The 23458-nt window shown below is 53.0% G+C and carries 21 protein-coding genes; 14 read left to right on the forward strand and 7 right to left on the reverse strand.

The genetic code is table 11. The annotated features are described in order from the left end of the window. The first annotated feature begins 177 nt into the window (after positions 1–177). A complete protein-coding gene (locus C8N40_RS00110; RefSeq protein ID WP_108209791.1) occupies positions 178–1554 on the forward strand; it encodes a LutB/LldF family L-lactate oxidation iron-sulfur protein in 1377 nt (458 codons plus the stop codon). A 494-nt stretch (positions 1555–2048) separates the two neighbouring features. On the opposite strand, the gene C8N40_RS00115 is transcribed toward C8N40_RS00110, so the two are convergent. Continuing rightward, positions 2049–3257, reverse strand: coding sequence for an NADH-quinone oxidoreductase subunit D (locus C8N40_RS00115; protein ID WP_108209792.1), 1209 nt, complete (start codon positions 3255–3257; stop codon positions 2049–2051). Between the two features lie 246 nt (positions 3258–3503). Between C8N40_RS00115 and C8N40_RS00120 the strand changes: the two genes are divergently transcribed. The 8 genes from C8N40_RS00120 (at position 3504) to C8N40_RS00155 (ending at position 9068) form a co-directional block, all read left to right on the forward strand. Next, positions 3504–4421 carry a T9SS type B sorting domain-containing protein gene (locus tag C8N40_RS00120; RefSeq protein ID WP_108209793.1) on the forward strand — a complete coding sequence of 306 codons (918 nt, stop codon included), beginning with the start codon at positions 3504–3506 and terminating at the stop codon, positions 4419–4421. Between the two features lie 159 nt (positions 4422–4580). Beyond that, a complete protein-coding gene (locus C8N40_RS00125; RefSeq protein ID WP_108209794.1) occupies positions 4581–5012 on the forward strand; it encodes a GNAT family N-acetyltransferase in 432 nt (143 codons plus the stop codon). A 117-nt stretch (positions 5013–5129) separates the two neighbouring features. Continuing rightward, complete coding sequence (locus tag C8N40_RS00130; RefSeq protein WP_108209795.1) at positions 5130–5519, forward strand: hypothetical protein; 390 nt, start codon at positions 5130–5132, stop codon at positions 5517–5519. A gap of 167 nt (positions 5520–5686) precedes the next feature. Then, positions 5687–6112, forward strand: coding sequence for a hypothetical protein (locus C8N40_RS00135; RefSeq protein ID WP_146173483.1), 426 nt, complete (start codon positions 5687–5689; stop codon positions 6110–6112). 123 nt (positions 6113–6235) lie between these two features. Beyond that, positions 6236–6628: a hypothetical protein gene (locus tag C8N40_RS00140; protein ID WP_108209797.1), complete on the forward strand. Its 393-nt coding sequence runs from the start codon at positions 6236–6238 to the stop codon at positions 6626–6628. A 306-nt stretch (positions 6629–6934) separates the two neighbouring features. Then, entirely contained in the window at positions 6935–7897 is a 963-nt protein-coding gene (locus C8N40_RS00145) for an NAD(P)-dependent alcohol dehydrogenase (RefSeq protein WP_108209798.1), read from the forward strand. A gap of 188 nt (positions 7898–8085) precedes the next feature. Beyond that, on the forward strand, positions 8086–8274 hold the full coding sequence (locus tag C8N40_RS00150) for a hypothetical protein (RefSeq protein WP_108209799.1): 189 nt from the start codon (positions 8086–8088) through the stop codon (positions 8272–8274). Then, a complete protein-coding gene (locus C8N40_RS00155; RefSeq protein ID WP_108209800.1) occupies positions 8274–9068 on the forward strand; it encodes an SPFH domain-containing protein in 795 nt (264 codons plus the stop codon). The genes C8N40_RS00150 and C8N40_RS00155 overlap by 1 nt, the downstream gene beginning before the upstream one ends. A gap of 540 nt (positions 9069–9608) precedes the next feature. Here the strand turns inward: C8N40_RS00155 and C8N40_RS00160 are convergent. Genes C8N40_RS00160 through C8N40_RS00170 form a run of 3 tightly spaced genes read right to left on the reverse strand, consistent with a single transcriptional unit; the run spans position 9609 to position 11336 of the window. Next, entirely contained in the window at positions 9609–10211 is a 603-nt protein-coding gene (locus tag C8N40_RS00160; protein WP_108209801.1) for an NADH-quinone oxidoreductase subunit C, read from the reverse strand. Positions 10212–10240: 29 nt separating this feature from the next. Further along, positions 10241–10786: an NADH-quinone oxidoreductase subunit NuoB gene (gene nuoB, locus C8N40_RS00165; RefSeq protein WP_108209802.1), complete on the reverse strand. Its 546-nt coding sequence runs from the start codon at positions 10784–10786 to the stop codon at positions 10241–10243. Between the two features lie 37 nt (positions 10787–10823). Continuing rightward, complete coding sequence (locus C8N40_RS00170) at positions 10824–11336, reverse strand: NADH-quinone oxidoreductase subunit A (RefSeq protein WP_108209803.1); 513 nt, start codon at positions 11334–11336, stop codon at positions 10824–10826. An 854-nt stretch (positions 11337–12190) separates the two neighbouring features. Here C8N40_RS00170 and C8N40_RS00175 point away from each other — a divergent pair. Continuing rightward, on the forward strand, positions 12191–13627 hold the full coding sequence (locus C8N40_RS00175) for a thioredoxin-like domain-containing protein (RefSeq protein WP_108209804.1): 1437 nt from the start codon (positions 12191–12193) through the stop codon (positions 13625–13627). Positions 13628–13640: 13 nt separating this feature from the next. On the opposite strand, the gene C8N40_RS00180 is transcribed toward C8N40_RS00175, so the two are convergent. Beyond that, positions 13641–14207: a DinB family protein gene (locus C8N40_RS00180; protein ID WP_108209805.1), complete on the reverse strand. Its 567-nt coding sequence runs from the start codon at positions 14205–14207 to the stop codon at positions 13641–13643. 164 nt (positions 14208–14371) lie between these two features. On the opposite strand from C8N40_RS00180, the gene C8N40_RS00185 reads away from it, so the two are divergent. Next, on the forward strand, positions 14372–15052 hold the full coding sequence (locus C8N40_RS00185) for a hypothetical protein (RefSeq protein WP_108209806.1): 681 nt from the start codon (positions 14372–14374) through the stop codon (positions 15050–15052). Positions 15053–15170: 118 nt separating this feature from the next. Here C8N40_RS00185 and C8N40_RS00190 read toward each other — a convergent pair whose 3' ends face one another. Next, complete coding sequence (locus C8N40_RS00190) at positions 15171–16169, reverse strand: hypothetical protein (RefSeq protein WP_108209807.1); 999 nt, start codon at positions 16167–16169, stop codon at positions 15171–15173. Between the two features lie 67 nt (positions 16170–16236). Then, the gene (locus C8N40_RS00195; protein WP_342749940.1) at positions 16237–16527 is read right to left on the reverse strand and encodes an acylphosphatase; all 291 of its coding nucleotides are present in this window, start codon (positions 16525–16527) and stop codon (positions 16237–16239) included. Positions 16528–16717: 190 nt separating this feature from the next. On the opposite strand from C8N40_RS00195, the gene sdaAA reads away from it, so the two are divergent. The 3 genes from sdaAA (at position 16718) to C8N40_RS00220 (ending at position 23331) form a co-directional block, all read left to right on the forward strand. Then, positions 16718–17623 (forward strand): L-serine ammonia-lyase, iron-sulfur-dependent, subunit alpha, encoded by a 906-nt coding sequence (gene sdaAA, locus C8N40_RS00200; RefSeq protein ID WP_108209808.1) that lies wholly within the window; start codon positions 16718–16720, stop codon positions 17621–17623. Positions 17624–17875: 252 nt separating this feature from the next. Next, the gene (hemB, locus tag C8N40_RS00205) at positions 17876–18847 is read left to right on the forward strand and encodes a porphobilinogen synthase (protein ID WP_211318016.1); all 972 of its coding nucleotides are present in this window, start codon (positions 17876–17878) and stop codon (positions 18845–18847) included. Positions 18848–19566: 719 nt separating this feature from the next. Then, positions 19567–23331 (forward strand): S8 family serine peptidase, encoded by a 3765-nt coding sequence (locus tag C8N40_RS00220; RefSeq protein ID WP_108209812.1) that lies wholly within the window; start codon positions 19567–19569, stop codon positions 23329–23331. Positions 23332–23458 lie beyond the last annotated feature (127 nt).

The raw sequence follows: 23458 nt of genomic DNA on the forward strand, positions 1-23458 counted from the left end.
TTAAGAGTTAGAGAAGAACGAGTTAAAGAAGTATAGATGACAAAGTATTATTTGTTTTACTTCTTTAACTCTCTAACTCCTAAACTCCCAAACTCTTTATACCTTTAAGGGTGTTTTCGTTTTATGGGGAGGGCCTAAAGTATGGCTCACTCTGGAAAACGCAGGGGGAAATACAGTATGAGTAAACTGAGACAGTTTCTGCAGGACGCGGAGACGAAAGCATTCGACCAGGGGCACCGCGCCACCATCAAGTTCAACATCGGCAAGTATAACGCCGCCGTGCAGCGCGGCCTTACCCAGTACTCCGACCACGAACTGGCGCGCGAGCGGGCTTCTTATATCAAAACCCAGACCATCAATAACCTGGACAAGTACCTGATGGAGTTCGAGGCCAACTTTACGGCCCGTGGCGGCAAGGTCATCTGGGCCCGCGATGCACAGGAGGCTTTAAAGGAGATTGGGGAGATTATGAAGCGCAAGCGTGCCCGCTCGGTGGTTAAATCCAAGTCGATGACGACCGAGGAGATACACCTGAACGAGTACCTGGAGAAAAACGGCATCGAAACCGTGGAGACGGACCTGGGTGAGTATATCGTGCAGTTGGCCGAGCAGCGCCCTTACCATATCGTAACGCCGGCCATGCACATGTCCAAGACCGATATCCGGGACTTGTTTGTGCGCAAACTGGGCATCTCCCCTACCGACAACGCCGAGGAACTGGTAGGCGTGGCCCGTACGCTGCTGCGCGAAAAGTATACGTCGGCGGAGGTAGGCATTACGGGCGGCAACTTCCTGATTGCCGATGTGGGTGGCGTGGCCGTAACCGAAAACGAAGGCAATGGTCGCCTTTCCACCGCCTTCCCTAAAACACATATCGCTATTGTGGGCATCGAGAAGATGATCCCTTCCATTATGGACCTGGACCTGTTCTGGCCCTTGCTGAGCACCAGCGGCACCGGACAGGGCATAACAGTGTATAACACCATTTTTACCGGCCCACGCCAGGCTAAAGAGAAAGACGGTCCGGAGGAGATGTACGTGGTGCTGCTCGACAACGGGCGCACTGACCTGCTGGCTCTGCCCGAGAAGCGTGAAGCACTTAACTGCATCCGCTGCGGCGCCTGCCTGAACGTATGCCCGGTGTACAAGAATATCGGCGGCCATACTTACGAGACTACCTATAGCGGTCCCATCGGTTCGGTGATCTCGCCGCATTACGACGGGATGGCTGAGCACAAGCACCTGAGTTTTGCCAGCTCCCTGTGCGGCGCCTGCACCTCGGTCTGCCCGGTTAAGATAAACATCCACAACCTGCTGCTGCTGAACCGCAAGCAAAGCGTAGACGAGGGGTTGTCCGACAGCCAGGAGCGAACCGCTATTAAGCTATGGCTGAGGGCGATGAAGAGCAGAACGCTAATGAACCTGGCCCCTGCCGGTATCAAAAACTTTGTGCTGCGCTACGTGCAGAAAGACTCCTGGAGCAAACGCCGCGAGCCCCTTCAAGCCGCCCCAAAATCGTTTAACCAGCTCTGGAAAGAGAAACGCGGAAGATAAAGGAAAAGCCTGCTGATGAAGCAGGCTTTTTTATTGGTCTGAACCAGGATTTGCAGGATTTGGGGATGGACAGGATTTATCTTTTACTACTGCAGCAAACTTACAGCTTCCGTACAATCTCTCTTCTAGCGCGAGTCTCCAGACTCGTGACCTGTTAGTGGTGTGAAGTCTCCGACTTCACTGAGGCCGGAGGCATCAGGTTACGCTTATCATCCCCCCACCCCCTTCAAAGGGGGACTTTGGGCAGTACCTTATTCCCCTCCTTGGAGGGGCTAGGGGTGGGTTGAAGGAAAAGTCGGAATGAGCATGATGGACGAGATTTACTGCAATGCCGGGACCAACCACCCCTTTATCCCCTCCTTAGCCAAGGCGGGGAATCTGTAGTTGCTATTTCTAAAGTATAAGTTTCATTGCCCTCCGTTCTCACGCGGATAGGTCGCAGCCTGTCCCTACAGCACCAACAACTAATAACTAGCAACGAATAACTATAACCCCTACCTATCCACTTCGCCGAGCACGATATCCACAGAGCCGACGATGGCGATCAGGTCGGCTACCATACAGCCGCGGCTGATTTCGGGCAGTACGGAGAGGTTTACGAAGCTTGGGGCGCGGCCTTTAGCGCGGAACGGCACGTCGCTTCGGTCGGTGGTGCGGAAGTAGTAGCCCAGCTCGCCGCGCGGGGTTTCGCCGCGGAAGTATAACTCCTGTGTGCCGGTCATGCGCATTTTCTTGGGGCAAGCTGCTTGCGGGTCGAAATCGGGGGTGCGTTTGTAGTCGCCGGTAAGCTGGTCGAGGCACTGGCAGATGATCTTAACCGACTCGCGGCACTCCAGGGCGCGCACGTAGTTGCGGTCCCAGCAGTCGCCGGTGGTGCCGGCCAGGCCCTGCCCTATCGGCACGTCAAAGTCCAGCTCGGGGTACACGCTGTAGGCATCCACGCGGCGCAAATCATACTTCAGGCCGGAGCCGCGCAGCATGGGGCCGGAGCAGCCATAGTTGATTGCTACGTCCAACGGAAGTATACCCACATTGGCCGTGCGGTCTATAAAAATCTTATTGCTTAAAAGGATGGTGTCCAGCTCGTCGAGCTTGGGCTGCAGGTAGTCTATAAACTCGCGGCAGCGCTCCTCAAAGCCGATAGGCAAATCATAGTATAAACCGCCCACCCAGATGTAGTTATACAGCATCCGCGCCCCGCACACCCACTCCAGCAGGCGCTGAATGTGCTCGCGGTCGCGCAGCAGCCACAGGAACGGCGTAAAAGCCCCAATATCGATAGCATAGGTGCCGATGGCCACAAAGTGCGAGGCGATGCGGTTGAGCTCTGTTACCAGCACCCGGATGTACTCCACCCGCTTCGGAATCTGGTCCGTAATGCCCAGCAGCTTCTCTACGCCCATGCACCATACATGCTCCGAGTTCATGGCGGCCAGGTAGTCCATGCGGTCTACGTAGGGGATGGTCTGGTTGTAGGCCATACTTTCGGCGTGCTTCTCGAAACAGCGGTGCAGGTAACCGATGTGCGGCACCACCTCCTGAATGATCTCGCCGTCGGTAACTACCTCCAGGCGCAGTACGCCGTGCGTGCTCGGGTGCTGCGGCCCCATGTTCACAATCATCTCACCGGCCTTCAGCTCATCCTGGCTGAACTTATTCGGCTCCGACTGCAGCAGGTAGTTTTTGTAGATGGTTGAGGACACGGGGTAAATGATTAATGACTAATGATGAATGAATAGCAAAGGTCGGAAAAAAGGGGGATTTGTGCAGGGGTTTGCCTGACACATTCCTTTTAATCCCTGCAATGAGTAAATTCTTGTACCATCTTGAAGTAAAAACTTATATATTAGCTATAGCATATATTATAATTGACTAGCCTCCTTCTATTAGTCTGTTACTGTAAATAGGCAGATGCTGGCATAGTAACTAGCCTAACCTTGATTTACTAAATGAAAACGAACTTACTTGCTCGAATTATTCTCTTGTTAGCACTTACTTTCACCTCCAACAAAGGCTATGCTCAACTGATAACGAACCCTTCTTTTGAGAGTACCCCCACTGGCCAAAACTATATTCCTTCATCCTGGACAAAGTGCCACTATTACAGTACACCAGATACGCAGCCCGGGGGCTGGAATGTAACAACCCCACCTTCTCATGGAAGTTCTTACTTAGGATTAGTAACCAGAGGCAACCAAGGGCCTTACGCCAACACAACCGAAGACGCTCAAATTCAGTTATCTTCCAAGCTGAAAGCAGGTAAGAAATATAATTTCAGTATTGATCTTGCTTACTCTGTCACGCAAGGTCATCCTGGTGATAACTACGACTTTATATCCTATGCCAATCCCACAGTTCTCCGGATATGGGGAGGAGTTAATGATTGCCAAAAAACAGAATTACTATGGGAGTCGCCAACGGTAGACCATACAAACTGGCAAACCTATGATTTTAGCTTTACCCCTAAATTAGATGAAATTAACTTTCTGATTCTAGAAGCATATTATGCTGGCCCGCAAACGTATTTCGGTAATATACTGATTGACAACATAATTGAGAAGAAAACAGAGGAACCTTCTGGTTGTGTTCTGGAAACCTTCAACGTATTCACACCAAATGCAGATGGCTATAACGACGTATTCTATTTTAAGTCTGCTACCAAGATTGCACGATTTAACCTTCAAATCTTTAACCGCTGGGGGAAACTGGTTTTTGAAACAGATGACATAGACTATGGATGGGATGGGAAGTACAAAGGAAACGAATGCGCAGCAGGCGTATATTACTGGTCTGTCAACTATATGTGTATTGTAGACGAGTCGATTGTTGATTATAAACGAAAAGGTACTGTTACAATATTTAGATGATGTATGGCTAGAAGGAGCTTTAGATTCTAACCCACAAGTAGGTAGTTGAGTTACTTGCGTTCTAACAATAGTTTTTTACGCTAGTGCGAGCTTGTAGCTCGTACTTCCCACCAAAATCATGCACGAACAGCAAGCTCGCAACAGCAAAAGCGTCAAACCATGAACCCACACCTCAGAACCCTCACCCTCACAGACGCCGAAGCCATCACTAACCTCTCCTCCCAACTCGGCTACCAGGCATCAGTTGACCAAACCAAAGTATGGCTGCAGGAAATCCTGGAGAATAAAGACCATTGCACTTTCGGGGCGGTGCTGGGCGACAAATTGATGGGCTGGGTGCACGGGTTTTATACGTTGCACCTGGAATCGGGGGCTTTTGTGGAGATAGGCGGGCTGGTGGTGGACGAGACCTGCCGGAGAACCGGAGCCGGCCGGAAACTGGTGGAGCAGGTGCTCGCGTGGGCCAAACAAAAAGGAGTTGGCAAGGTGCGGGTGCGTTGTAATACCAAAAGAACCGACAGCCATACTTTTTACAAAGCCATTGGCTTCGAGGAAGTAAAAGAACAAAAGGTTTTCAGTATATTGTGTTAAAGTTATACTTCCTATAGCTTCCCGCTACTACAGGAGTACAGCCTATACTCTTCTTACGCTTATACTTTCTCTTGGCAAGCGCTAAGGGTACAAACATCTCACCTAACACAACCGGATATGCCTACAAAACTACTAATGACCGTAAGTGCTGTCGTGATGGGCGCGGCAGGGATGGTGCTGTCTTTTCTGCCCCAGGAAGTTGCCGGCAGTTTAGGCATGCCCGAGGCTGCCGCCATTATTTTGCAGCTGCTGGGAGCGCTATACCTTGGCTTTGCCATGCTAAACTGGACCGCCAAGGCAAACCTGATTGGCGGAATTTACAGCAGGCCTGTGGCCCTTGGCAACCTGGCCCATTTCGTTATCGGCGCACTTGCTTTGGCCAAGCTAACCTTCAAGAACCCAAGCCTGAACTACCTTTGGGTGGCGGCACTGATCTACTCAGCTTTTGCCATTCTTTTTGCGTATGTTTTCTTTACCACACCTGACCTGAAAAGCAAGTATAGCTAGAACACACAGTGTTACGAACGAATAGCTTTAGCATACGTGCTGCTACTACCTTGTAGCGTATACTTCACCCCGAAACGGCTACCCTGTTGGCTTTCTGATGCCCCGGCTATCCGAAGGCTTGTTCCTTTCCTTTGGAGTCATTTTTTATCAATCAAAAGCCGATTCTTATGCAGTTGAAATTACTTTTTTCAAGATGGGCGCAGGTAGCGGGGTTATTTCTGATGGGAGGCACGCTCGCCTGGGCTATCAAGCTAGCCGTCATTGTCTCCACAAACGGCCGGATTATCACCTCTGGCGCCGCCGCTTTTTTCATGGCGACCGGTATTGTGTTGCTGATAATTGGCTCCACGGGCATAGGGTACTACCTCAGCCGGAACCGCAGCGTGCTGGTGCGGGTCATCGCGATGCTTCTTTCTCCTGCGCTGGTTTTTGGTTCTTTTATCCTGATTGGCATGGTTACAAACCCCTTGCTGCAGAACAGCAGCATCTGGTATGCGCAGCAGGAAGCCCCCATCGGAGTGGCTGTTATCCTGTACATGGCGGTAGGATACTTCCTCTTCAGGAACGGCAAAAGCCATACTACCTATGCCTAGGGCTTTTGCAAGACCGATTCTTGAATTTATACTATAGTGCCTATACTACTCCAGTCTTCAACCATTACTACCATTCTGGCTGTACCCTTATAACGCTAGCCAATTAACTAATCTGCTCAAAGCATGAACACAGCGTGGCATTTCCCGGTCATGATTTTTGCTTCCCTACTTGTTTTCTTTCTCGTGATCAGAGCGGTTTTGCCGGGGCAGGAATTTCTGCAGAAAAAGTATACGGTGCTGCTGCTCTCTGTTTGGGTGGTTATCGTGGGGATGTTGTTTGGCAAGTATGGCGCCTCCTGGGGTTTGTCCTGGTGGGTATACTACCCCATCCCTATGCTGATGACGGTCCTGTTGCCGCCATTCGTCCTGAAACTGCGGAAAACTAAAACGTTCCTGTACCTGGTGCTAAGCTTTCTGTCGGCGCCCGTTATCCACCTCTTCTTCTCTTTCTTCTTCGGTTGGACGGAGTACATGCCCTTCTGGAAAGTCTCCTCCATGCAAATCTTATTTTTCTGAAGGAGTTGAAGTATAAGCTACCGCTACTGCGGGTTTTGGCTTGTAATTCCTATTAGTCCCCCCTTAGAGCTACGCTCGCTACCTTCGAACTCTCGTTCTCGGTAGTCCACAGGAGGGGAATTTCAGCAAGTGTTTTATGATTCCCCTCCCTGGAGGGGTTAGGGGTGGGTTAATCGAAATTCGGGATATTAAGTAAAGCCACTTGCTGCAAACCCATGCCTGCAAGCAACACCTAAAGTCCTCTTAACCAAAACATAACGTACATTAGCCACAAGTATAAAGTATAATCCCTATATTTAACGGGATATGAAAGCAGCAGTACATACCCAATATGGGCCACCCGACGTGGTAAGTATAAGGGAGGTTCCCAAGCCTGAGCCAAAGGACAATGAGGTGCTGATACGCGTCCATGCCTCTACGGTTAACCGCACCGACAGCGGGTTCCGAAGCGCCGAGTACTTTATCTCCAGGTTCTGGAGCGGCCTGCTCCGGCCCAAGCGCCAGATACTTGGCTGTGAGTTCGCCGGGCAGGTGGAAGCCGTGGGCAAGGCGGTGAAAGCCGTAAAGGTGGGGGAAAAAGTCTTCGGCTTTAACGACGAGAAGTGGGGCGGGCACGGCCAGTACATCACCCTGGAGGAAAATGACCCCTTCACGACCATGCCCGAAGGCCTGACCTACGAAGAGGCTGCCCCCATTACAGAAGGAGCCCACTATGCACTGTGCCACATCCGGGCAGCAAAAATCAAGCGCGGACAGGCGGTACTGGTGTATGGCCCAACGGGTGCCATAGGTTCGGCCATGGTGCAGCTGCTAAAGTACTTCGGGGCGCACGTCACGGCCGTGTGCCACACCCGGCATGTGCCGCTCGTCGAGTCGTTGGGCGCGGATGAGGTTATCGATTACACGCAGCAGGATTATGCCCAGCTTGGCCGCAAGTATAGTGTGGTGTTCGATACCGTCGGGAAAACGTCGTTTGGGCACTGCAAACCGGTGCTGACGGAAAAGGGTCTGTACTTCTCCTCCGAGCTCGGCAAAAACTGGGAGAACGTTTACCTGGCCCTGCTCACGCCGCTCGGAAAGGGCAAGAAGGTGATGTTCCCGATACCCACCATCAGCAAAGCAGATGTGGAGTTCCTAAAGCAGCTGGTGGAGCGCCGGGAGTTTAAGCCAGTGTTTGACCGCAGCTATACGTTAGACCAAATTGTGGAGGCTTACAGGTATGTGGAGACAGGGCAGAAAACAGGCAATGTGGTCCTAACGTTACCATAACATCAGCAAAAATCCAAAGCCAGTCTTCCCTGTAAAAGCTAGGCAGCAGTCCGTACTGCTTCCTAGCCTGGGTTTGTGACCAAGAGGCCAGGCGATGATACCTATTTATACTTTCCTGAAGACAATCGCCCCTAAGAGAGTGATAGAATAAAGGCTTTTTAGTATATTGTGTTTGCAATATACTCTTAATGAAATTCCCCTACATCCTTTTACTCATTCTGCTGCTGCTGGCGGACGTCTTTGCCTATACCGAAGTAGTCACGCTTATCCGCCAGCCATCCGACGCCTCGGTTGTACTTGGCTTTGGGCTGCTGGCACTGCTTATACTTGCCAACTTCCTTTTAATCCGTTTTACCCTTAACAAACTAAAAGCCTGATGAACCGAAAAATCACTACCTGGAGCATTGCCGTGCTGCTTATCGTTCTGTTTTCCGTAACCGCCATGACCTCCTGCACCCGCATCGACGCAGGCCATGAGGGGATTCTGGTAAAACTCTACGGCACCGATAAAGGCGTACAGGACGTGAACCTGGTAACCGGGCGCGTGTGGTATAACCCGTTCACCGAGGAGGTTTTCCAATTCCCGACCTTCGTGCAGACAGTGGATTACCCGGCCTTCACTGTGAACGCGAAAGACGGTTCTGTTTTTACCGTTGATCCGACCATCTCTTTCCGGGTGAGCCCTGGTGAGAGCCCCCGCATCTTCAGCAAGTACCGCAAAGACATTGAGCTGATCACCAAAACGACCTTATTTAACTATACCCGCGACGCCTTCCGCATCCAGTTTAACCAGTATACCACTGACAGCATCATCTCGAACCGCCAGAGTTTTGAGGACAAAGTACAGGTAGCCCTGGACAATGCCCTGCGCAAGGAAGGCTTCGAGCTGGAGCAGATGACCAGCGGTTTGCAGTACCCCGAGGTGATTGTGCAGGCCGTAAACCTGAAAAACAAAGCCGTGCAGCAGGCCATGCAGGTAGAAAACGAGCTGAAGGTAGCCGAAGCCCAGGCCCGCAAGAAAATAGTGGAAGCCGAGGCCGAAGCCCGCGCCAACGAACTGCGCCAGCGCACGCTCACGCCCCTGCTCATCCAGCAGCAATTCATCGAGAAGTGGGACGGCAAAACCCCGCTCTACGGCAACTCGCCCACCTTCTTTAAGAACGTGCAGTAAGTATAAACCAAAGGCCGCCGGAAGTATAACCGGCGGCCTTTTTTGTTTCTCTGCAGCACCGGGTCCAACCACCCCTAACCCCTCCTTGTCCAAGGAGGGGAATTTCACCCCACCCCAGCCCTCCCCTAAAAACAGGGGAGGGAGTTCTGTTGCTCCTACTGTCATCTCGACCATCGGGAGAGATCTGGCTGGAGTTCTATTCAGATCTCTCCCAAAGGTCGAGATGACATCATTAGCCGTGGCTATCGAATCTGTTCCCAGCCTTTGGGTTGAGCGCCTTGTAGATTTCTGGTGCCGCCTTAGCGGCATTGCGGAGCAAAAGAAATGTACACCGCGCGATGCCCGAAGGCGAGGCCTCCCGGCCTGGAGGGAGCCAAAGCCAGAGATGAAACAGTAGGTTTGTAAGCCTGGAGGAGGAACAGAGGCTAGTAAGGATAGCTTAGCTCCAGTTGCGAGAAGCAGGGGCTAAGAAAGTATAAACAAGAGTATAAATGCACAAGCGGACGCTTGCGCCAGAAAAGTATAAAGTATAACTCTCCCTTAATCCGGCTTCTCCCGCTTATCCGGAAACTGCTCGGCGGGTGGTTGCTGGGTAAGTATAACCGGCTCACCCCGGAAGCCGTTGTTCTCGTTGTGCTGGTCGTAGGGCACTTTAATGCCGTGGTAGTAGTCCTGCAGTTGGTAATCCTTGCGGAGCGGGTGGCCCTCCCAGTCGGCGGCGCAGAGGATGCGGCGCATGTCGGGATGATCTGTAAAGTAGATGCCGAACATATCGAACACCTCGCGCTCGTGCCAGTCGGCGGTGCGCCAGATGTGGCTAACGGTGGGCACCTGCGGTATCACTTCCTCCGGCGTGTTATTACGCGGCACCCGTACTTTCAGCGTCAGGTGATGGTCGTAGGGAATCGAGTACAAAGTATAAATCACCTCCATGGTACCGGCCTCCGGCCCGTTGTCCATGCCTGTCAGGCAGGAAAGGTAATCAAAGTACGTTTGCTCGCTGTCGTGGAGCTCCAGGCACACCTCTGGCAGGCGCTCCGGCTGAAGCACCAGGTATGGCTGCAGGGCATCGGCCTCTGCTTCCAGTATAACCGCTGCGCCAAATCTATCAAGTATAAACTGCTGTAGCTCCCCGAAAGTCATAATTCTGATTGATTGAGCGATTGAGTGAATTAGGATACTTTATCAGCATCAACTACCGGCTGGCCTTGCTGCGCACGCTTCTCCATAATTTGCTGCACGGCTCTTGGCGCACGAATGGTTTCCTGGCGGATGATCTCCTGCAGCTTTAAGAAGCCGCCAATCAGCGCCTCCGGCCTTGGCGGGCAGCCCGGCACGTACACATCCACCGGAATGATCCTGTCCACGCCCTTCACCACATGGTAACCGTGCTCCCAGTAGGGGCCACCGCAGTTAGAGCAGCTTCCCATTGAGATCACGTAGCGCGGCTCGGGCATCTGCTCGTAGAGGCGGCGCACGCGGTCGGCCATTTTAAAGGTAACCGTTCCGGCCACAATCATCACATCCGACTGGCGCGGCGAGGCACGCGGTATAATACCGAAGCGGTCCAGATCATAACCCGAGGCATAAGCACCCATCATCTCAATGGCGCAACAAGCCAAGCCGAAGCCCATCGGGAACAGCGAGGTTAATCGCGCCCAATTGAGCAGATCGTCGAGTTTGGTGATAACTACGCCGCCTTCTCCTGTCTTATCCACGTTTTATAATTAAGAATGATGAATGACTAATCATGAATTATACTTCGGTTTGTCCTGCGTCTTTTGCCTTCAGGTCATACTTTCGCTCGTTCACGCGCTGGTACACGTCCATTGGTATGGTTGAGCGGCTCTGCGGAAGTATAGGCTTCGGCTTTATCCAGTCCAGGTGCCCTTTGGCCCAGGCATAAGCCAGGCCAAGTATAAGCACCCCTATAAAGATGAACATCTCCACCAGCGAAAACCACCCCCACACGCCGTCTGTGGCTTCTATCAAGTCTTTGCGCCCGAACACGGTGGCCCACGGAAACAGGAAAGCCAGCTCCACATCAAAAATGATGAAGATGAGCGCCACCACGTAAAAGCGCGGGTTAAACTGCACCCAGGCATTGCCAATCGGCTCCTCGCCCGACTCGTAAGTAGCCAGTTTCTCCGGGTTCGGATTTTTCGGGCGCAGCAGCTTGCTGGTGAGCAGACCGATCACCACAAAAATAGCCCCGCCTACCAGAAAGAGCAGGATGGTTCCGAAGTCTGAGATATAGTTTTCTGCCATTGTGCCGCAGGTGTTTAAGCAAAAGTACGATAAAATCTCTACCCCTCCTCTAAAAGAGGCTTTAAGATGGTGTAAGCGACCGCATGTGCCGCTACCTCTTCCATGGCGCAAGTCTTCAGACTTGTGTCCTATGATGAGGTCAAGTTTGCAACTTGACTGGCTTGGAAAGCCATACTTCTAAACTTGCTCCAGCTATACTTTTATACTTGCCAATTTATACTTTACTTTCGCTGGCGCGAGCTTGTAGCTCGTGTCTTTTATACTTGCCAGCTTATACTTTCCTAGCCGCTGCTTCCTTCCGCTTGACCCAAGCTATCCTTATTAGCTGCCGTTCCTCCTCCAGCCCCACGAACCTACAGTTTCATCTATACTTTGGTGCCCTCCCAGGCCGGGAGGCCTCGCCTTCGGGCATCGCGCGGTGTACATTTCCTTTGCTCCGCAATGCCGCTAAGGCGGCACCAGAAATCTACAAGGCGCTCTTTATACGAGGGCCCCTACCCCCACCCAAAGGCTGGGAAGCATTCGATAGCCACGGCTAACGGAGCTTCAGCTAAAGTCCCCCTTCGAAGGGGGTAGGGGGATGTTAATCGGCTGCAGACAATTCCCCTCCTTGGAGGGGCTGGGGTGGGTTTATACTTCTGCTGATACAAAAATAGAAACTATAAAACTTATACTTCAGCAGCAGTAATCACAGAGCTCCCCTCCTTGGCTAAGGAGGGGCAGGGGTGGTTGGCCCCGGTCCTACAAAACTCCCTCCCCTGTTTTTAGGGGAGGCCTAGGGCGGAGTAAACAAAACACCCCACAAACCTGTAACAGCTATAGCAGCCTTCAAACTCGAAACCATACTTTAAACCATGCTTACCGGACGCGTAAACGCACCAGAGATAAACACCATACATGGCTGGCTCAACACCGACAGGAGCTGGTCCATCAAAGACTTTGCTGGCAAAATCGTGCTGCTCGACTTCTGGACCTTTGGCTGCATTAACTGCCAGCACATCGTGCCCGACCTGAAGCGGCTGGAGGAGGAGTATGCCGATGTGCTGGTGGTAGTGGGCGTCCACTCGGCCAAGTTCGACGCGGAGAAGCAGAACGAAACCATTTTGCAGGCCATCCGCAAGTTCGGCATCGAGCACCCGGTGGTAAACGACGCGGACTATAAAATCTGGAACCAGTACGGCGTGCGTGCCTGGCCTACCACCGTACTCATAGCCCCCAACGGCAAGGTAGTCGGCCAGCATGCCGGCGAAGGCGTGTACCAAACGGTGCAGCCTTACATAGAGCGACTAATAGAAGAGTATAAGGATGTCTTGAACCGCGAGCCGATTCGTTTCCACGTGGAGCATGACGGCAACCCAGAGCAGAGTTTATACTTCCCCTCCAAGCTTATCAGTGACGCAGAGGGCAACATTTACCTCTCCGACAGCGGCCATAACCGCATCCTCAAACTAAACCAACAAGGACAGGTGCTGGAGGCGATCGGCAGCGGCAGGCAGGGCTTCGACAATGGCAGCTACGCGGAGGCTACCTTTTACGAGCCACACGGACTGGCGCTTCACGAAAGTATAATTTACGTGGCCGACGCCAAGAACAATGCTATTCGAAAAGTTGATTTAGAAGCAAAGCAGGTAAGTACGGCAGCCGGCACCGGCGAGCTGGGTTACTACTTCCTGGATGACAAACTGGACGAGCCCGTGAACCCCAACAACCCCTGGGACCTGCTTATTTTGGGCGAGCATCTTTATATTGCGAACGCCGGCAACCACCAGATTCTGCGCATGGACTTAGCTACCGAGAAAGTATACCGCTACGCCGGCAGCGGCCGCGAGGCGCTTACCGATGGGCCGCTGCGCGAAGCTGCCTTTAACCAGCCCAGTGGTTTGGCGCATAGTGGCCCTATACTTTACGTGGCCGATGCCGAGGCCAGCGCCATCCGCACCGTGAACATGGAGACCGGCATGGTGCATACCCCGCTGGGCAGGGGCCTCTTCGACTTTGGCGATGTAGATGGCGATGCCGACGATGCGTTGCTACAGCATTGCGTTGGCCTGGAGATAATAGACAGCAACGTGTACATTGCCGACACCTACAATGGGAAGATCAAAGTGCTGGATGTGCAGCGCAGGCGCGTACGCACCCTCACCAGCGGCCTCCATGAACCCAACGACATCATTTTCCTGAACAGGCAGCTATGGGTAACCAGCACCAACAGCCATCAGTTGTTTACTGTGGATATCCATTCCGGTGAGAAGCAGGAGGTGCAGGTGAGTTTTAGTCCGGCCAAAGTATAAAAGGGTATACTTCTTAAGCTGCTGCCTGTTGCGCCAGGTGTTGCTTCACGCGTAGCGCCTGCTGCACGTGCCGCTCCTGGTGCAGCACCACAAACTCCAGCGCCTCCCCTATCCGCAGCTTCAGCAGCTTAAAAAACTCCACCGGCACCGCCTTCTTATTCAGGTCCACCTTCCGGGCATCATAGATCAGCTGCAGCAACTCCTGCTGATGCTGCAGAAACTCCCCTACAGTAGCACGGTTCAGCTGGCTGGTGTTGGGGTTCATGTGCCTCACCGTTTTGTGCTTTTTGGTGTTCTGGGGCCGCACCATCTCCACCGATTTTTTTCCCAGCCAGCTGTAGCTTATACTTCCCAGGTGGGCTTGCTCGCCGGTATGCTGCGCGATGGCCTTGGCCAATGCAGAGTTATAGTAGCGACTGTAGCGGTTCAAATGCTCCAGGCATTGCAGCATGCTCCAGCTATTGGGGGCAGGTTTATAGTTCAAATCCACCAGACTCATTGACTCGAAGCTGTGGGCCACGGTTTCCGACAAATGCCTGACAGATTTCGATAGTTGCTCTAATGTGGTAATGTGTTTCATAGTCTTAGGTAGTACAGCACAAAGATACAGCAGGTTACACGCTCTAATCTGTAACGTTAATCAGATTCTGCGCACACCCTCAACATCATTAATCCAACCTAATCAAGATATTTTGTTATTTAAAACAATAATACTATATTTAACTAACCAAAAACCTATGAAATATGAAAACAAAACTAATCCTCCTGGTTCTATCCCTTGTCTTCATTAGTGCATATATGGACGCCTCAGCTCAAACTGCAATCGTAGATGTAATGGGTAAGCCCATCCAGGCCAAGCAATATGTAGATGTTCAAGGCTCTCCTTATCTATTCGATGATTGGAAGAAAGGCAATGTTACTTTAGCCGACGGGACTACATTTGAAGGTATGGCTCTTATGTATGACCAAATCACTGATGAGGTAATATTCAGAAATGATCAAGGACAGGCGCAGGCATTTCTTCAGCCTGTAGTGATGTTTACTTTCTCTCTGGGTGAGGACGGTGTCAAAGAAGCTAAAAGAAACTTCCGTAAGGGTTATGCTCCTGTTGATGGCGCCAGTGCAGGTGCTTTCTATGAGGTTTTAGCTGATGGTGATACTCAACTGCTGAAGAGGTACTCTAAGACCATTTTCGAGGAGACACCTTATGGTACTGCCACAAAAGTGAAGAAGTTTCAGGAGAATACCTCTTATTATGTTGCAAAGGCCGACAAACTAGAAAAAGTAAAGCAAGACAAAAAGTCCATACTCAACGCACTCCCTGACAAAGCTCCCGCGCTAGAAAAATACATGAAAGAAAACCGCCTGAACCTGCGCAACGACAGCGATATCATTAAGTTGGTAGATCACTACAACAGCCTGTAAAGCGCTGCTCATACCATAAACGCCTGACGCTGGGTTACTACTCCTGCGTCAGGCGTGTTTTTTTGCTGATGGTGATCTGAAATATGGGATTTGCAGGAGGAGAATAGGAATTAGGAGGTTAGCCTAAAATAAAGTCTTTCGGCGACTCAGAATATACTTTTAGTACAGCATCCGTCATAAACTCGAGCCTTTTCTCACTTGCCAATTCCTCGATGGAAGAGTAAGAAACAAATGTACATGAGTTAGCCAGTATATGCCTGAAAACCGGCCTCGACAGCTCTTGCATTACTTTTGCTCTTCTCTCTACAGGCGCTACAATATGTGCTTTTATACTTAGATTAGGCTGAAGAGCCATTAAATCTGCCATTCTAAGTATGCCCGAATAAACAGAAGTGGTATGCTCCACCTCGAAGGCGCGAACAATTGTTCTACCTTGTATCCAGAGCACATCAATATTCTCGATAGTGCTAATCGTATCAGTATCATAGTTTAGCGGGAGCCCCTCCAATATGGCGCCTAAGCTAGGTTTCCACAACTCCAAGACCCGGTTTCTATCATTCCTGGGCAGCCAGATATTATACCCCATGCGGTCTCCAATTTCTGCAAGCTTTGCCTGAATCTTTATTGAATCCCGCGTAAGCGGTGCGTCGTCTATCGTTCCATTAATGGTAGTTGTAGTTGGCTCTACGCTTTCGATAGGTAGAGGTGAAGCAACTTCAAAAGGTATGAAATGCTCGGCCTTATTAGCGCTGAATGTTTGGTCTAATAAATCACAGGCTGCTTTGTCACGGATAGTTTTTGATGCCTGCACATACATCATGCTCCAGTACTTCCCTCCTACTTCTGACAGAACAGCCATATCGAACGGCTGGCAGAATTCAACGTCTTTTATACTTAGAACATGTACATACCTCTCTCCATCAGGCCAGGGCTTGTGGTTAGTTATTTCATGAAGCTTAAAGCGAGCGCCGCACAAAGTCTTCTTCCCCACCTTTACTGCAAGGTAAACCAAATCATCTGGCTGAGCAGCCCGGTTTGAGAAGCCTGCTACACTGTGCTCGATACACATGTTGTAGTTCTCAACAGCAGTGGAACAGTGAAGAATTCTTGTGCTCATTAGTTCTGGGTAAGGGGCAAGCGCATAGAATAAAGCTAATATTTAATCACACGTATTCCAACTCCACTTACCTCCGCTGCTCAAAATCTCCAAACCCCTTCAGCTCCTGCTTCTCCTCCACCTCTACCTTCTCTACCTGCGCGCGCCTCGGCCCTACGCGTACCCAGGCTTCCAGCATTTCCAGTACCTGCGGCTCTCCCTCGGCTTCTAAGTATACGGTGCCGTCGGGCTCGTTCTGCACAAAGCCTGTCAGGCCCAGCTGCTGCGCCTTCTCCTGCGTGCTTGCCCTGAAAAAAACACCCTGCACCTTGCCGTGCACGCGTATGGCCACACGCTTCTTCGCTTTCTCTTCCATCATCCAAGTATAAAGTATAACCTTGTTCCTGCTCAGAGAAAACGGGAAGAACAATCCATGGTTATGCTGTTTATACTTTGGCGGTGCAGAACATTAACCCTGCCCTCATTTGTTATCATTTAAACACGTATACTTGTATACAGGATACGGGACATTTGCCCGCTCAAACACAACCAGGAAGGAGTTAAGAACCATGTCACTACTATTCACAGATTTTAAAAGCTGGCAACAGCACTGCGCTGAAACCGGCGAACCGCTATACCAGCCCGTGCTGGAGTATGAGATAGAGCAGAAAGACCGCACCGAGGAGTTTATCTGGGAGAACATAGCCAAGGCCTACGACGTGATGAAAGACGCCGTGAAAACCGGCCTGAGCGAGGACATGCGCTCCCGATCCGGCATGGTGAATAACGGGGCCAAAAAGGTGGCTAAATCGCCGGTTACGGTGCTCTCGCCGGAGTTCCAGATGCTCGTGTCGCGAGCGCTGGGGGCCAAGGAGGTAAACTCCTGCATGGGCCGCGTGGTGGCTGCGCCAACGGCCGGTGCCTCCGGTATACTCCCGGGCACGCTTACTACCCTGCAGGAGCTGCACGGGCTGGAGGACCGAAAAATACACGAGGCCCTGCTGGTGGCAGCCGGCATCGCCCTGATTATTGAGCAGAACGCCTCCCTGGCTGGTGCCGTGGGTGGCTGCCAGGCCGAAACGGGCAGTGCGGCCGCGATGGCGGCGGGCGGCATTGTCTATTGCCTCGGCGGCACGGTAGATCAGGTGTTCAATGCGGTGGCTATTACCATCCAGTGTATGCTGGGCCTGGTGTGCGACCCGGTGGCGGGCCTGGTGGAAGTGCCCTGCATTGTGCGCAACGCCAGTGCGGCTGCCATTGCCTTTTCTTCGGCCCAGCTGGCCATTGCCGGCGTAGACCCGGTTATTCCGGTAGACCAGTGCGTATCGGCCCTTGGCGAGGTAGGCGAAAGTATGGAACGCAAGTATAAAGAGACAGCCGAGGGCGGTCTGGCCAATACCCCAAGAGCCCGCGAGATAGAGAACTTCGTGCTGGTGCAGGATGTGGAGATTCTGCCGGATGAGGACGAGCACTAAGGCTGCTTTCTGGCAGGGAGGCTACCATTCCTGATGCACGTTTAATCCACTTTTTCAGGAATGGGTGCATTTGTTTGATTTAGTCGAGTTCAGAAGGGAATTAAGCTGGTATAGCAGCGAAAAGTGTTGCTGCTATAACTATCTCCAGACAGAAAGCACCTCTATTCCGACAAACGCAGCGCTTTTCTGCCATTAATGCTGTACCTTTGCACGAACCCAAAACAGAAGGAATTTCTGTAAAAATTTATACTTATGATCAGAAGACCAAGACGTAACCGCCAGACGGAAGCTATCCGCAACCTGGTGCAGGAAACAACACTGGGAATCAATGATTTCATATACCCGCTCTTCGTAATCGAGGGGCAAAACCAGCGCGTGGAGGTGGCCTCTATGCCAGGTATCAACCGCTTCTCTATCGATACGCTGCAGGAAGAAGTGGCAGCCTGCGTGGATCTGGGCATCAAGGCCTTTGCGCCGTTCCCGAGTATACCGGAGCAGCTGAAGGACAAGTATGCCTCCCAAAGCCACAACCCGGAGGGCCTCTACGCCAGAGCCATCCGCGAGATAAAGAAGAACTTCCCCGACGTGGCGATTTTCTCTGACGTAGCCATGGACCCTTACAGCTCCGACGGCCACGACGGTATTGTGGAGAATGGTGTGATTCTCAACGACGAAACCCTGGAAGTACTGGGCAAAATGGCCCTGGCGCAGGCAGAGGCAGGCGCTGATGTGGTAGCCCCTTCGGATATGATGGACGGCCGCGTGGCGCACCTGCGTCATGTGCTCGACGAGAATGGTTACCAGCACGTGGGCATCATGAGCTACACCGCCAAGTATGCCAGCGCCTTCTACGGCCCCTTCCGCGACGCCCTGAGCTCTGCCCCCAAAAAAGGCGACAAGAAAACTTACCAGATGAACCCGGCCAACAGCCGCGAAGCCCTGCTGGAGGCTGAACTGGACATTGCCGAAGGCGCCGACTACCTGATGGTAAAGCCTGCCCTGGCGTACCTGGACATTATCAAATCGCTGCGCGAGAACTCGCACCTGCCTATCGCTGCCTACAACGTAAGCGGCGAGTACGCCATGGTAAAAGCCGCCGCCCAGAAAGGCTGGTTGGACGGTGAGAAAGCGATGCTGGAGAGTCTGCTAAGTATAAAACGCGCCGGCGCAGACATTATCCTCTCCTACTTCGCCAAAGAGTTTGCACAGCTGCAGCAGCGCTAGTAAAGTATAATCTGTCTATAAAACCCGCCTTGAGCTAGTTGCTCAGGGCGGGTTTTTGCTTTTAGTAGTTTACCTCTCCCCAACCCTCCCCTTTTGTCGAGGGCCCCTACCCCCAAAACAGGGGAGGGAGTTTTATACAATACCGGGTCCAACCACCCCTGCCCCTCCTTGGCCAAGGAGGGGAGTTTTCCGACTAATGATTACACCCCTATGGTCCCCTCCAGGGGACAGTTATACTTACTTCTCTCTGTCATCTCGAGCAGCGCGAGAGATCTATCGGGAATTCTCTTCAGATCTCTCCCGAAGGTCGAGATGACAGCAAAGGCAGGGGCTATCGAACTGCTTCCCAGCCTTTGGGTTGAGCGCCTTGTAGATTTCCGGTGCCCGTAAGGGCAGCCCGCAGCGGAGCGAGGAGCAGCTTCAGGCACACCGCGCGATGCCCTTATCGAGGGCCCCTACCCCCAAGGCGAGGCCTCCCGGCCTGGGAGGGCAGAAAGTATAAGTGCAACTTTAGGTTTGTGGGGCTGGAGGATGAACAGAGGCTAGAGAGGATAGCTTGTGTCAAGTGGAAGTAAGCAGCGGCTAGGAAAGTATAAACCAGCAAGTATAAAGTATAGCCAAAGTAAAAGCACAAACTCCCTTAACACAGGAACTCCTTTGACGTTAATCTGATTTTACAGTATCTTTAGAATGGAACATACTTACCCCTCTATACTTTTATGAAAAGACTGAGCCTCTGGCTGGTAGCATTGGGCATGGCCGCAAGTACAACAGCACTTGCGCAGCAGGGCCTGACACCTGACCGCACCAATACGCAGGCCCTCCGGCGCATTGCCACCGATGCCGCCAGGGATTACCAGGCCAACCGGGCAAAGGCTTTGGAGCTTGCCAGAAAGTATGGTTGGCTCATTGAGAAAGAGTATAAAGATGGGACGGTTATCTCGCTGCAGGGAGTGGATGCAACGGGCTGGCCAGTTTACTACATCACCTACAATAGTACCAGCGCCACTACCACCCGCACTAACCAACTCTGGGCAGGAGGCTCCCTTGGCCTGAGCCTGAACGGCGGCAGCAGCAACCTGGCAAACAAGCTGGCTATTTGGGATGGTGGCCGCGTACGCGCCTCGCACCAGGAACTTACGGGGCGTGTCATCCAGAAAGACAACCCCACGAAAGAAAGCGACCATGCCACGCACGTGGCCGGCACTATGATGGCCGGTGGCGTAAACCCCTTGGCAAAGGGGATGGCCTTCGGCTATAAATCGCTGCTGGCCTATGATTTTAACGGGGACAATGCCGAGATGGCCGACGCCGCCAAAGATTTGCTTATCTCCAATCACTCCTACGGTAGCCTGGCCGGCTGGCGCTACAACTCCGACCGCAAGGGCACCGACGAGGACCCGTATTGGGAATGGTGGGGCAACACCGCCGTCAGCAACGAGGAAGATTTCACGTTCGGGTACTACAACAACGAAGCCGCCACCTGGGATGAGATTGCTTACAACGCCCCGTACTACCTGATTGTGAAATCAGCGGGCAACAACCGGGCTGAAAACGGACCAGAGGTGGGCAAGCCATACTTGCAGCGCAAAAGCAACGGCACCTTTGAACTGGTAAAATCGCGCCCGGCAAGTATAAGTAAGAACGATGCCTATGATGTGATTTCTACCACCGGAACGGCCAAGAACATACTGACCGTGGGGGCCGTGGGAGCCCTGTCAGACGGGTATAACCAGCCGCAGGATGTCCGGATGGCCTCCTTCAGCTCCTGGGGCCCTACCGACGACGGCCGCATCAAACCCGACCTGATGGGCACGGGCGTCGAGGTGCTCTCCACCTACTCCTCCAACGACCGCAGCTACCAGGTGCAGAGCGGCACGTCCATGGCTTCTCCCAATGTATCGGGCACTTTGCTGCTCCTGCAGGAGTACTACGCCAACCTCAACAACGGCAAATTTATGCGAGCCGCCACGCTCAAAGGCCTGGCCATCCATACAGCCGACGAGGCCGGAGCCGCTGCCGGCCCGGATTACCAGTATGGCTGGGGTTTGCTAAATGCGGAGCAGGCGGCCAGTGTTATCAGCAACAGCGCCGGCACGCACCTGCTGGAGGAACGCTCGCTCAAACAGGGCGAGGCGCAGACCCTGGAGGTAATTGCTTCCGGTAAGAGCCCACTGAAAGTCACCATCTCCTGGACCGACCCCAAAGGCACTGTCACGTCTGTTGGCTCTAAAGCCCTTAATAACCGCACCCCCAGGCTAGTGAACGACCTCGATATCCGCATCTCAGGCAATGGCAAAGACTACCTGCCCTGGACGCTCGACCCGGCAGCCCCCGAGGCAGCGGCCAAGCCCGGCGATAACGTGCTGGACAACGTGGAGCAGATTCTGATTGCAGACGCTGTGCCCGGCATGAAGTATACCATCACCATCAAGCACAAAGGCAACTTAAAAGATGGCCCGCAGGCTTTTGCGCTGCTGGCGAGCGGCGTGGGCGGCAGGGCAGTCTGCGCCAGCGGCCCCACTTTTAACCAGGGAGCCCGTATCAGCAAGCTGACGTTCGGCGGCCAAAGTATAAATCAGAAAGACGACTGCACCACCTACCGCAACCTGACCTCCACGGTGTTTACCCTGGAGCCGAGCCAGACAAAACAACTTTCGCTGGAGCTGGGCAGTTGCGGCACCGTGGCACCCCGCGTCGCCAAAGTATACATCGACTGGAACGGCAACGGCACTTTCACGGATGCCGGCGAGGAGGTAGCTGCCTCCGGTGTCATCAGCGGCAATAGCACCTTCACGGCCTCCGTAAAGTCACCAGGCGTACTGGTCGCGGGCGATAAAGTGCGCATGCGCGTGGTGGTGCAGGAAACCGCTGATCCGGCCAGCGTGAGCGCCTGCAATAGCTACAGCCGCGGTGAAACCCAGGATTACCTTGTAGAGTTCGTCCGTGCGCGTCACGATATCGGCATTGCCTCTGTGGCTCCTCTAAGGTCCGGTGCTGTGTGCGCCACTCCTGAGCAGGGTGTGGTGGTGGCCATCCGTAACAATGGTACAACCGAGCAACAGAACATCCCGGTAAGTATAAAAGTGTTGAAGAACGGGCAGGAGCTGACCACCCTGAAAGGCATTTTTGATAAAAAGCTGGCTCCCTTTGCACAGGCTGAACTCGTGCTGGATGGTTCTTTCGCCACGGAGGCAGGGGCAACCTACGAGCTATTGGCCGAGGCAGCCCTGGCATCTGACGCGGTAACAGGCAACAACCAGCGCGGCTATACTTTCTCTGTGACAGGCAACACGGACACACCGTCCAATGCCTCAGCGTTCCAGTGCGGCAACAGCCCAATTTATACGTTGTCGGCCGAGGGAAGCGGTGCTCCTTACTGGTATACGTCTGCTACCAGCACCACCCCGATTGCGGCGGGCAACCAGGTGCGTGTGCAGGCTGCTGCGGCAGGCAAAACGCTTTACGCCGCCTTCGATGATTTCTCGGCCACGGTAGGCCCTGCCGATAAAAACCAGTTCCCGGGCGGGGGGTATAACCAGTTTTCGCCGGATGTGCAGGTAACTACCTCGGCCCCGGTGGTGCTGGAGCAGGCCAGGCTATACATTGGCCACAGCGGCAGAATCACATTCACGGTGTATGATGCGAACGGAGCTCCGGTATCGGTGCGCGAGCTGAAGGTAACTGCCACCCGCAGCACCCCGGCCACTCGTTCTCAGCCCGACGACCCGAACGACAAGGGACAAGTATATTACCTGGGCCTGGAGTTGCCCCGCGCCGGCACTTATAATATTGCCATCTCTTACGGGGATAGCGCCACCATTTACCGCAACAACAAGGGCGTGAAAGGCTACCCGTTCGGCTTGGAAAACGTGTTTACCATCAGCGGCAATACGGCCACCTCGGAGTGGGAGAGCTATTACTACTACTTCTACGACCTGAAGGTGCGTGCCCTTGGCTGCGCTGGCCCGCGGGTGCCGGTAACGCTGAAGGAAGGCACTCCGCTGGATCAGCCAAAGATCTCGCGTGAGGGCAAGGAGCTTGTGTCGAGCCAGCCGGAGGGCAACCAGTGGTACCTGGACGGCCAGCCGCTGGAAGGAGCTACCTCCCAACGCATCACCCCTACTCTGAACGGCCAGTATAGCGTAATCGCCTTTAAAGAGGGTTGCATCTCGGATATGTCGTTGGCGTACCGGTACGAGGTGGAGACCGCCTCGCGCGGCGTTGGGCCGGAGCTGAGCGTGTTCCCGAACCCGAGTTCGGACGGGAAGTTCAACTATACTGTAGAAACCTCCGCCCCCGAAAGTATAACCTTACAGGTGGTAGACATGCTGGGCCGGGTGCTTTATACTTCCGCCATCGGCCAGGTAAACGGCCAATACAAAGGCATGGTCGACCTGAGCAAGCACAGCAACGGGTTGTACATCGTGCGCCTGCAGCACGGCAGCCAGGTTTACACCCGCAAAGTTATGATTCGCAAATAACAGTTCTCAAATCAACCCATCACCCGCCGGCGCTGCCTCAGCGCCGGCGGGTTTGTTTTTAGGTTATCCTTCCTCCCGGAAAGAGTCAGTCAGTTTAAAGGTCTTATCAGCGAGCCAATGATAGCTG

The sequence above is a fragment of the Pontibacter mucosus genome, assembly GCF_003054055.1.
GTDB classification, from domain to species: domain Bacteria; phylum Bacteroidota; class Bacteroidia; order Cytophagales; family Hymenobacteraceae; genus Pontibacter; species Pontibacter mucosus.

Bases quoted from the DNA above. Each gene is read 5' to 3' on its own strand.
- C8N40_RS00110 (WP_108209791.1), top strand. From the start codon at position 178: ATGAGTAAACTGAGACAGTTTCTGCAGGACGCGGAGACGAAAGCATTC.
- C8N40_RS00120 (WP_108209793.1), top strand. From the start codon at position 3,504: ATGAAAACGAACTTACTTGCTCGAATTATTCTCTTGTTAGCACTTACT.
- C8N40_RS00125 (WP_108209794.1), top strand. From the start codon at position 4,581: ATGAACCCACACCTCAGAACCCTCACCCTCACAGACGCCGAAGCCATC.
- C8N40_RS00130 (WP_108209795.1), top strand. From the start codon at position 5,130: ATGCCTACAAAACTACTAATGACCGTAAGTGCTGTCGTGATGGGCGCG.
- C8N40_RS00135 (WP_146173483.1), top strand. From the start codon at position 5,687: ATGCAGTTGAAATTACTTTTTTCAAGATGGGCGCAGGTAGCGGGGTTA.
- C8N40_RS00140 (WP_108209797.1), top strand. From the start codon at position 6,236: ATGAACACAGCGTGGCATTTCCCGGTCATGATTTTTGCTTCCCTACTT.
- C8N40_RS00145 (WP_108209798.1), top strand. From the start codon at position 6,935: ATGAAAGCAGCAGTACATACCCAATATGGGCCACCCGACGTGGTAAGT.
- C8N40_RS00150 (WP_108209799.1), top strand. From the start codon at position 8,086: ATGAAATTCCCCTACATCCTTTTACTCATTCTGCTGCTGCTGGCGGAC.
- C8N40_RS00155 (WP_108209800.1), top strand. From the start codon at position 8,274: ATGAACCGAAAAATCACTACCTGGAGCATTGCCGTGCTGCTTATCGTT.
- C8N40_RS00160 (WP_108209801.1), bottom strand. From the start codon at position 10,211: ATGACTTTCGGGGAGCTACAGCAGTTTATACTTGATAGATTTGGCGCA.
- C8N40_RS00170 (WP_108209803.1), bottom strand. From the start codon at position 11,336: ATGGCAGAAAACTATATCTCAGACTTCGGAACCATCCTGCTCTTTCTG.
- C8N40_RS00175 (WP_108209804.1), top strand. From the start codon at position 12,191: ATGCTTACCGGACGCGTAAACGCACCAGAGATAAACACCATACATGGC.
- C8N40_RS00180 (WP_108209805.1), bottom strand. From the start codon at position 14,207: ATGAAACACATTACCACATTAGAGCAACTATCGAAATCTGTCAGGCAT.
- C8N40_RS00185 (WP_108209806.1), top strand. From the start codon at position 14,372: ATGAAAACAAAACTAATCCTCCTGGTTCTATCCCTTGTCTTCATTAGT.
- C8N40_RS00190 (WP_108209807.1), bottom strand. From the start codon at position 16,169: ATGAGCACAAGAATTCTTCACTGTTCCACTGCTGTTGAGAACTACAAC.
- C8N40_RS00195 (WP_342749940.1), bottom strand. From the start codon at position 16,527: ATGATGGAAGAGAAAGCGAAGAAGCGTGTGGCCATACGCGTGCACGGC.
- sdaAA (WP_108209808.1), top strand. From the start codon at position 16,718: ATGTCACTACTATTCACAGATTTTAAAAGCTGGCAACAGCACTGCGCT.
- hemB (WP_211318016.1), top strand. From the start codon at position 17,876: ATGATCAGAAGACCAAGACGTAACCGCCAGACGGAAGCTATCCGCAAC.
- C8N40_RS00220 (WP_108209812.1), top strand. From the start codon at position 19,567: ATGAAAAGACTGAGCCTCTGGCTGGTAGCATTGGGCATGGCCGCAAGT.